This is a genomic window from Brachybacterium phenoliresistens (genome assembly GCF_039530785.1).
Taxonomy (GTDB): domain Bacteria; phylum Actinomycetota; class Actinomycetes; order Actinomycetales; family Dermabacteraceae; genus Brachybacterium; species Brachybacterium phenoliresistens.
Genome location: NZ_BAAAOW010000029.1, coordinates 1 through 610, shown reverse-complemented (window position 1 = coordinate 610; position 610 = coordinate 1). Strand labels below are relative to the sequence as shown.

Annotated in this window: 1 protein-coding gene; it reads right to left on the bottom strand. The window is 56.9% G+C overall.

Features of this window, described 5'->3' with window-relative positions; genetic code table 11:
* Positions 1 to 587 (bottom strand): branched-chain amino acid ABC transporter permease (locus tag ABD234_RS19120; RefSeq protein ID WP_344359673.1); only part of this gene is annotated, 587 nt, incomplete at its 3' end.
* Positions 588 to 610 lie beyond the last annotated feature (23 nt).

The window sequence follows — 610 nt, the reverse complement described above, 5'->3', positions numbered from 1 at the left end:
AAAGGCGAGTTGACGATACGCCAGATAATGAAAAGCGCCGCCAGGAAAACCGCCATGACGAAGTAGTACATGTTCATCTGGTTGCCCAGATTGATGAAGCCCAGCAGATAGCCGCGCGGCACTGACTGGATGCCGTCCTCGCCATGCGTGAACGGTGCTTGCAGGCAGAAGAAGAAGAACATCTGCGCCAAGGCCAACGTGATCATGGAGAAATAGATACCCTGCCGCCGGATCGCCAGGAAGCCGATGATGAGCCCAAGGATCGATGCGCCAAGAACACCGACCAGGATGCCGACTTCCGTTGGCAATCCCCAGACCTTCACGGCATGCGCCGTAAAGTAGGCCGAGCCGCCGAAGAAGGCTGCATGGCCGAAGGACAGCAGCCCGGTGTACCCGAGGAGCAGGTTGAAGGCGCATGCAAACAGCGCAAAGCACAGGATCTTCATCACTAAAACAGGATAGAAGAAGAAGGGTGCTGCGACGAGGCCTGCTATGCCGATGAGGATGAGCGCAAGCTTCAAGGGGGGCGAAAGCGTTGCGCGTTCCTTGGTGCCGTCGTGAACGGGTGTGTAGGTTGTCGTGTTCATATCAAGCATCCCGTCCAAAGAGG